Annotated in this window: 8 protein-coding genes; 7 read left to right on the forward strand and 1 reads right to left on the reverse strand. The window is 61.7% G+C overall.

The window, feature by feature from the left end; all coding sequences use genetic code 11:
- From ADADOO_RS17230 to nosD, 3 genes are all read left to right on the forward strand, one after another.
- The coding region (locus ADADOO_RS17230) for a peptidylprolyl isomerase (RefSeq protein WP_511278745.1) at positions 1-422 on the forward strand (422 nt) is incomplete at its 5' end.
- A gap of 63 nt (positions 423-485) precedes the next feature.
- Positions 486-1805, forward strand: a complete 1320-nt coding sequence (locus ADADOO_RS17235; protein WP_511278746.1) for an EAL and HDOD domain-containing protein — start codon at positions 486-488, stop codon at positions 1803-1805.
- A gap of 79 nt (positions 1806-1884) precedes the next feature.
- Positions 1885-3102: a nitrous oxide reductase family maturation protein NosD gene (gene nosD, locus ADADOO_RS17240; RefSeq protein ID WP_511278747.1), complete on the forward strand. Its 1218-nt coding sequence runs from the start codon at positions 1885-1887 to the stop codon at positions 3100-3102.
- On the opposite strand, the gene ADADOO_RS17245 is transcribed toward nosD, so the two are convergent.
- Positions 3093-4034, reverse strand: a complete 942-nt coding sequence (locus ADADOO_RS17245; RefSeq protein WP_511278748.1) for a CysB family HTH-type transcriptional regulator — start codon at positions 4032-4034, stop codon at positions 3093-3095. The two genes, nosD and ADADOO_RS17245, sit on opposite strands and share 10 nt — an antisense overlap.
- Before the next feature lie 121 nt (positions 4035-4155).
- On the opposite strand from ADADOO_RS17245, the gene ADADOO_RS17250 reads away from it, so the two are divergent.
- The 4 genes from ADADOO_RS17250 to ADADOO_RS17265 are packed head-to-tail and all read left to right on the forward strand — an operon-like array spanning position 4156 to position 7882.
- Positions 4156-4932, forward strand: coding sequence for a sulfite exporter TauE/SafE family protein (locus ADADOO_RS17250; RefSeq protein WP_511278750.1), 777 nt, complete (start codon positions 4156-4158; stop codon positions 4930-4932).
- 21 nt (positions 4933-4953) lie between these two features.
- The gene (locus ADADOO_RS17255) at positions 4954-6645 is read left to right on the forward strand and encodes a nitrite/sulfite reductase (protein WP_511278751.1); all 1692 of its coding nucleotides are present in this window, start codon (positions 4954-4956) and stop codon (positions 6643-6645) included.
- A complete protein-coding gene (locus tag ADADOO_RS17260) occupies positions 6645-7154 on the forward strand; it encodes a DUF934 domain-containing protein (protein ID WP_511278752.1) in 510 nt (169 codons plus the stop codon). Before ADADOO_RS17255 ends, ADADOO_RS17260 begins: the two co-directional genes overlap by 1 nt.
- An 8-nt stretch (positions 7155-7162) precedes the next feature.
- Positions 7163-7882, forward strand: a complete 720-nt coding sequence (locus ADADOO_RS17265) for a phosphoadenylyl-sulfate reductase (protein WP_511278753.1) — start codon at positions 7163-7165, stop codon at positions 7880-7882.
- The last annotated feature ends 117 nt before the right edge of the window (positions 7883-7999 follow it).

Raw genomic sequence — 7999 nt, forward strand, 5'->3', positions numbered from 1 at the left:
AGTACGAACTGATCAAGACCAACCTCGGCGCCACCGAATACAAGGCCCGCCATGTGCTGGTCGAAAAGGAAGACGATGCCAAGGCGATCATCGCCAAGCTCGAAAAAGGCGAGAAGTTCTCCGAGCTGGCCAAAGCGTCGAAAGACCCTGGCTCCAAGGACAAGGGCGGCGAACTCGGCTGGAGCTCCCCGAAAGCCTATGTCAAGCCGTTTGGCGATGCACTGGTCGCGCTCAAGAAGGGCGAGTACACCAAGGCTCCGGTCAAATCCGATTTCGGCTATCACGTCATTCAGCTCGACGATTCGCGTCCAATGACCCCGCCGCCGTTCGATCAGGTCAAGCCGCAACTGCAGCAGCGCGCCGGCCAGCAACAGGTTGAAAACCTGGTCAAGGAACTGCGCGGCAAGGCCAAGGTCGACTAAACCTTCGCCGAGATGCGAGAATGCCCACCCTGCGGTGGGCATTTTTGTTTGTGGGAGACGAGTGTGTTCAACAGCCTGAAAAAACTGTTCAGCGGCAAACCCGGGCCAACCGGCCTCCCCCGCGCCGTCCCGGCCGTGCCAAGCACCGCCGCAACCACGCAGTTCCTCCGCCGCGAAGCGGTTTTCGACCGCAACAATCGTCTCTCCGGTCATATTTTTACACTGCAAGAATCGACCACGCTGGCCGATGCCGACGCGGCATGCCAACGACGTTTTGACGAGACCCTGCTCGCCACACTGAACACCAGCACCGACGCCTGGAATACCAGCCTTGCCTTTATTCCGCTCAGCTCTGCCAGCCTCGATCTTGCCGCGGTCGACTGCCTGAAAACCTCAAATATTGTCCTGCTCCTCCAGTTGGCTGCCGATGCCGAAGCAGACCTCGTTGGCGAGGCCATCGACCGGCTGCACGGACGTGGCATCCAGATCGGTGTTTTCCGCCAGCCGAAGAATCCCGCTTTTGCCAAGGTCATTCAACAGGCCGATTTCGCGGCCATCGATATCGCCGCCCACGAGGCCGAGACCGCCCGTGACTTTTCGGCAGCCGTGCGGGCCAGTACGGCTGAGCGCCCGATCAAGCTACTCGCCTGCAATGTCGAGACGCTCGACGACCTGCGTTTTTGCCAGCAGTGGCACTTCGACAATTTTCACGGAAAATTCGCCAGCACGACTCCGGCTATTCAGACAGAAGGCGGCGGCGATCCGCACAAGGCCCTCTTGCTCAACATCATGCGCCTGGTCCAGGGCGATGCCGAGACGGCCGAAATCGCCGCCGCGATGAAGCAGGACCCACTGCTCAGCTTCCGCATTCTTCGCTACCTGAATTCCCCGGCCCTTGGCCTGAGTAATCACATCAACTCGCTGGCCCAGGCGCTGGTCATTCTCGGTCGCCAGCGCCTGACCCGCTGGCTCTCGGTGCTGCTCTTTTCTGTGCGCGACCCGCATTTCGGCGACTGGCTGTTGGTCGAGAATGCACTGACGCGCGGCCGGTTGATGGAAGTGCTCGGCGAGCAATCGATGCCGGGCGCGGCGCATGACCCCTTGTTCCTGACCGGCATTTTTTCCTGCCTCGGCGAACTGCTGCGCCGGCCGCTGGCCGAAACGTTGAACGACATGCTGCTGGCCGACGACATCAAGAATGCGCTACTCGAACGCAGCGGCCCCTATGCGCCGCTGCTGGCGGTAGCCGAGGCCAGCGAGGACTTCGATCTGCCGCGCATGCGCGAAACGGCACTGGCCGCCGGCGTCGCCCCGGAAACGGTCAACCGCGCCCTGCTCGCCGCCACGGCCTGGGCCAGCGAAGTGACTGAATACTGGGAATAAGCCTGGCCGGCTGACATTCACCAGAAAACTTGATGCAGGTTGAGGCCGGAATTGCTCGACAGTGGCTAAATCCGCTGCCATGGCCATTCGTCTTTTCTTCGCCGCGCTCTGCCTGAACCTGTTCCTGCCAGCCCACGCCGACCAATCCCTGCAGGCCTGGATCGACACGGCGCTGCCGGGCACTGTCCTGCACCTGCCGCCCGGCACCTACCGCGGCCCGGCCAGCATCACTAAGCCCCTGACCCTGGAAGGCAACGGCCAGGTCATCGTCGATGCTGGCGGCAAGGGCACCGTGCTGACCATCAAGGCCGATCGGGTGACCATTCGCGGTCTGACCCTGCGCGCCAGCGGCGATTCGCACGATGCCATCGACGGCGGCATCATGGTCGCCGAAGGCAACGGGCTACTGATCGAGAACAATGTGATCGAGGACGTGCTGTTCGGCATTTCGCTGCACCGGACGACCGACAGCGTCGTCCGCCACAACCACATCCGCTCGCGTGGCGTCGACCCGGCCGATCGCGGCGACGGTCTGCGCCTGTGGTACAGCACCGGCAACCGCATCGAGAACAACGATATTGCGCATATGCGCGACATCACGGTGAGCAATTCGCCGCACAACCGCTACACCGGCAATACCATCCGCGACAGTCGGCGCGCCTTCAATTTTCTTTTTTCGAACAGAAGTCTGGTTGACCGTAACATTCTCGAAAAAAACTCGACCGGCATCATCGCCCTCAATTCGGATGGCCTGATCATCCGGGGCAACCGCATCCTGCACGCCATGGATACCTCCGGTGCCGGCATCGCGCTCAAGGAAACTTCGGCGGCACTGATCGTCGATAACGAAATCGTCCATTGCGCCCACGGCATCATGGCCGACTCGCCGATGGATGCGATCAACCGCATTGTCTTCATCAACAACGTGATCGCCCACAACATCACCGGCATTTATTTTTATGGCGCCAAGGGCGGCCACATCGCCATCAACAACAGCTTCCGCAGCAACCTGTGGCCGGTCTCCGTGATTGGCGACGGCGACCCGATGAACGACACCTGGTGGGGCAATACCTGGGATACCTACGAGGGCTTCGACCTCGATGCCGACGGCTTCGGCGACAAGCCGCACGAACTGCACGCTTACGCCGACCGGATCTGGATAGAAACCCCAAGTGCCGCGTTTTTCCGCAATTCGCCCGTGCTCGAACTGCTTGATTTCCTCGAACGACTGGCGCCCTTCTCAGTGCCTTCGCTCATCCTGCGCGACACGGCGCCGCGCCTGCGGCCTCATAACTGATATTCGTCACCGCCGCCCTGCATGGCCATTTCGACCACCCGTTTCGACAGATGCGGGGCAAATAGCGAAATCAGGTCGTAGTCGTAGCGGCGCAGATAGTTGCCGCGACGCAGGGCGAGACGGGTGGTATTCGACTCGAACAGATGGGCGGCATCGATGGCGACCAGGCCGATGTCGCGCGAGGCATCGAAGGCGAGCGCCGAAATGATGCCCAAGCCGAGGCCGAGGCTGACGTAGGTCTTGATCACGTCGGCATCGAGCGCGGTCAGCGCGACGTTCGGCTGCACGCCAATGCGCTCAAAAGCGCGGTTGATGCGCGAACGACCGGTAAATGCCGTGTCGTAGGTAATCAGCGGCCATTTCGCCAGTTCGTTGAGCGACAGCGGCTGCGATTTCAGAATCGGGTGACCTTCCGGCGCGATGACGCAATGCGTCCATTGGCGGACCGGCAGCGTAATCAGTTGCGGATACTGATCAAGCGCTTCGGTGGCAATGCCGATGTCAGCCTCGCCGGCGACCACCCATTCGGCGATCTGGATCGGGCTGCCCTGGTGCATTTCGAGCTTGACGTCCGGGTGTTGCGCGACGAAATCGCGGACCACGACGGGCAGGGCGTAACGCGCCTGGGTATGGGTCGCCGCCAGGACCAGGCGACCGGAATTTCCCGTCGCAAACTCGCTGCTCGCCCGCTTTAGATTTTCCGCTTCGCGCAGGATGCGTTCGGCGATATTCAGCACCACCTTGCCCGGCTCGCTCACCCCGGAAAAGCGTTTGCCGCTACGCTCGAAGATGGCGATGCCGAGTTCATCTTCAAGCAGCTTGACCTGCTTCGAAATCCCGGGCTGCGAGGTGTAGAGCGATTCAGCGGCCTCGGAAACATTCAGTCCCTGGCGCTGGATCTCGACGATGTAACGGAGTTGCTGGAGTTTCATTTTAGTTGGACGTAGTTAGAGGTTCGCTGTGAGCAATAAACCAGCAGCTAATAACTAGTAGCTATAACAATCTAACTCAATATTCTTTTTGATTCAATTGGCGGCTGTTAACATGGTTGCCATGGACTATCTCTACACTCTTTCCGGCTTCGCGGTTGGCGCTATTGTCGGGCTGACCGGCGTCGGCGGCGGCTCGCTGATGACGCCGCTGCTCGTACTGTTGTTTGGCGTCCCCCCGGCCACGGCCGTTGGCACCGACCTGCTTTATGCGGCGATGACCAAGGCCGGCGGCACGGTAGCGCATGGCCGGAAAGGCCATATCGACTGGGCCATCACCGGCCGCCTGGCGGCCGGCAGCATCCCCGCCGCGGCGATGACGCTCTACATCCTGTCGCAGATGCCGAAGGGCAGCAATGTCATCGGCCAGGTTATTTCGCACGGCCTCGGCTTTGCCCTGATGCTAACGGCCATTGCCATCCTCTTCGGTCGCAAGCTGCGCGAGTATGCCGCCAGGCACGACGAATCGCCGCTGCGCCAGCGCCATCTGGGCAAGATTACCGTTGGCATTGGCGCCATTCTCGGCGTCCTGGTGACCATTTCGTCAGTCGGTGCCGGGGCGCTTGGCGTCGCCGCGCTGTTCTTCCTTTATCCAAAACTTTCTCCGGTCAAGATTGTCGGATCGGATGTCGCCCATGCCGTGCCACTGACGCTGGTCGCCGGCCTCGGCCACTGGATGCTCGGCGGCGTCGACTGGGCGCTGCTCGGTGCGCTGCTGATCGGTTCGCTGCCCGGCATCTGGCTCGGCACACAAGTTTCTGCCAAGGTGCCGGAACATATTCTGCGCCGTCTTCTGGCTGCCATGCTGGTGCTCGTCGGCACCAAGCTGGTTTTTGCCTGACGTTTTCCCCAAGGACGTTTCATGTACAAATACGATGCCATCGACCGCCAGCTCATCAACGAGCGCGTCGACCAATTCCGCGATCAGGTCCACCGCTGGCAAGCCGGCGAACTGAGCGACGACGAATTCCGCCCGCTGCGCCTGCAGAACGGCCTCTATGTCCAGCGCCACGCGCCGATGTTCCGCATTGCCGTGCCGTACGGCATGCTGAATTCAGCCCAGCTGCGCCGGCTCGCCCAGGTCGCCAGCAAGTACGACCGCGGCTACGGCCATTTCACGACACGCCACAACCTCCAGCTGAACTGGCCGAAGATCGAGGACGTGCCGGAAATACTGGCTGAACTGGCCGAAGTCGAGATGCACGCCATCCAGACTTCCGGCAACTGCCTGCGTAACATCACCACCGACCAGTTCGCCGGCGTTGCCGCCGACGAGGTGATCGACCCGCGCCCGCTGGCCGAAATCCTCCGTCAATGGACGACCTTCCACCCGGAATTCGCCTTCCTGCCGCGCAAATTCAAGATCGCCATTTCGGGGACAAAAGAAGATCGCGCCGTCACCTGGTTCCACGACATCGGCCTGCGCCTGAAGGTGGAGGGCGGCGAAGTCGGTTTCACGGTCATGGTCGGCGGCGGCCTCGGCCGGACGCCGGTCCGCGGCCAGATCGTCCGCGACTTCCTGCCCTGGCAGCACATCCTGACCTATTGCGAAGCCATTCTCCGCGTTTACAACCGTCAGGGCCGCCGCGACAACGCCTACAAGGCGCGCATCAAGATTCTCGTCCAGGCGCTTGGCGTCGAGGAATTCACCAGGCAGGTCGAGGCCGAATGGGCGTACGCCAAGGACGGCCCGGCCACCCTGACGCAAGCCGAATTCGACCGCGTCGCCGCCGACTTCGCCGCCCCGGCCTACGCCAAGCTGAGCGCCGACGATGCCGGCCTGAGCGCAAAGCTGGCCCTTGAAAAATCGTTCAAAAACTGGGTTGACCGTAGCACGCACCCGCACAAGGTGCCGGGCTATACCGCCGTCACGCTGTCGCTCAAGAAGCACGGCGTTGCGCCAGGCGACATCACGTCCGAGCAGATGGCCGCCGTTGCCGATCTGGCCGACCAGTACAGCTTCGGCGAACTGCGCATCAGCCACGAGCAGAACATCATCCTGGCCGACGTCAAGCTGGCCGACCTCTACGAAGTCTGGCAGAAGGCCAAGGCGGCCGGTCTGGCGACGCCGAATATCGGCCTCTTGACCGGCATGATCTGCTGCCCGGGTGGCGATTTCTGCGATCTGGCCAACGCCAAGTCGATCCCCATCGCCAACGCCATCCAGGCCCGTTTCGACGATCTCGACTACCTCTTCGACATCGGCGAAATCGACCTCAACATTTCCGGCTGCATGAACGCCTGCGGCCACCACCACGTCGGCCACATCGGCGTGCTCGGCGTCGACAAGAACGAAGCCGAGTTTTATCAAGTCACGCTGGGCGGCCGTCAGGGCAATGATGCCCGGCTCGGCAAGGTCATCGGCCCGTCGTTCGCGGCCGATGAAATGCCGGATGTCGTCGACAAGATCATCAAGGTTTACATCGAAAACCGTCACCCCGACGAGCGTTTCCTCGACACCTTCGATCGCATCGGCCTCGACCCGTTCAAGAACCGCGTTTACGAAGGCCGCGCCCACGGCAAGGCCAAGGCAGCACAAAAGGAGGCCGCATAATGGCGCAACTGATCAAGCACGGGACGGCTACGGTCGACACCTGGAAAACGCTCGAAATCGCGGAAGGCGAAACGCCGGAAACGGCCGCCCTGCCGGCCGGCGACGTCATCTTCCCGCTCGCCGTCTGGCAGGCGCGCCAGGCCGAAATCATCTTCTGCCACAAGCGCATCGGCCTGCTCCTGCAACCGGATGAGCGGGTCGAAGACATCGCGGCCGATCTCGACTACTTCATCGTCATCGCCGTCAATTTCCCCAAATTCGTCGATGGTCGCGGCTATTCGACGGCCAGCCTGCTGCGCCAGCGCTACCACTATCAGGGCGAATTGCGTGCCGTTGGCGATGTCCTGCACGACCAGCTATTCTTCATGCAGCGCGTCGGTTTCGACAGCTACGCGTTGAAGGACGGCAAGAACGTCGTGGTCGCCATCGAAGCCGGCTTCAGCCCGTTCAGCGACGCCTATCAGGCCTCAACCACCCTGCCGCAACCCCGTTTCCGCCGCCGCGCCTAGGAACTTCAATGTCCCCCAACCTGCTCAACATCACGCCCGAACTGACCGCCAGCGTCGCCACCAAGACCCAGGCCGTGCAAGCCCTGCTCGCCGACATCGCCGCCAACTGGTCGCCGGCCGCCTTCGCCAACAGCCTGGGCGCCGAAGACATGGTACTCACCGACCTCATCGTCAAAGCCAAACTGCCGATCGAAATCTTCAGCCTCGACACCGGCCGCCTGCCGCTTGAAACCTACGACCTGATGGACGCCCTGCGCAAGCACTACGGCCTCAAGCTGAAAATCTACTTCCCGCAAGCCGAAGAAGTCGAAGCCTTCGTCCGCAACCATGGCATCAACGGCTTCTACGACTCCGTCACGCTGCGCAAAGCCTGCTGCCACGCCCGCAAAGTCGAGCCACTCAAACGCGCCCTGGCCGGCAAACGCGCCTGGATCACCGGCCTGCGCGCCCAGCAAGCCACCACGCGCACCGGCCTGCCCTTCCGCGAATACGACGAAGGCAACGGCCTGGAGAAATTCAATCCGCTATCGGACTGGAGCGAAAAGGAAGTCTGGACCTACATCAAGCAACACGCCGTGCCCTACAACGCCCTGCACGACAAGTTCTACCCCAGCATCGGCTGCGCCCCCTGCACCCGCGCGATTTCGCCGGGCGAAGACGTCCGTGCGGGACGGTGGTGGTGGGAAAATCCCGAAACCAAGGAATGCGGGCTGCACGTCAAGGGCTGATCCCGTTCAGGACAATCAGAACCCGGCTTCGTGCCGGGTTTTTGTTGTCTGACGCAAAAGTTTCAGACGGATATAGGATTTACGCCAAGTACATAACTTCCACGGTCAACCGGAAAA

The organism is Azonexus sp. (assembly GCF_036170495.1).
Taxonomy (GTDB): domain Bacteria; phylum Pseudomonadota; class Gammaproteobacteria; order Burkholderiales; family Rhodocyclaceae; genus Azonexus.

Excerpts from the sequence above, each read along its gene's own strand:
- nosD (WP_511278747.1), top strand. The coding sequence starts at position 1,885 with ATGGCCATTCGTCTTTTCTTCGCCGCGCTCTGCCTGAACCTGTTCCTG.
- ADADOO_RS17245 (WP_511278748.1), bottom strand. The coding sequence starts at position 4,034 with ATGAAACTCCAGCAACTCCGTTACATCGTCGAGATCCAGCGCCAGGGA.
- ADADOO_RS17250 (WP_511278750.1), top strand. The coding sequence starts at position 4,156 with ATGGACTATCTCTACACTCTTTCCGGCTTCGCGGTTGGCGCTATTGTC.
- ADADOO_RS17255 (WP_511278751.1), top strand. The coding sequence starts at position 4,954 with ATGTACAAATACGATGCCATCGACCGCCAGCTCATCAACGAGCGCGTC.
- ADADOO_RS17260 (WP_511278752.1), top strand. The coding sequence starts at position 6,645 with ATGGCGCAACTGATCAAGCACGGGACGGCTACGGTCGACACCTGGAAA.
- ADADOO_RS17265 (WP_511278753.1), top strand. The coding sequence starts at position 7,163 with ATGTCCCCCAACCTGCTCAACATCACGCCCGAACTGACCGCCAGCGTC.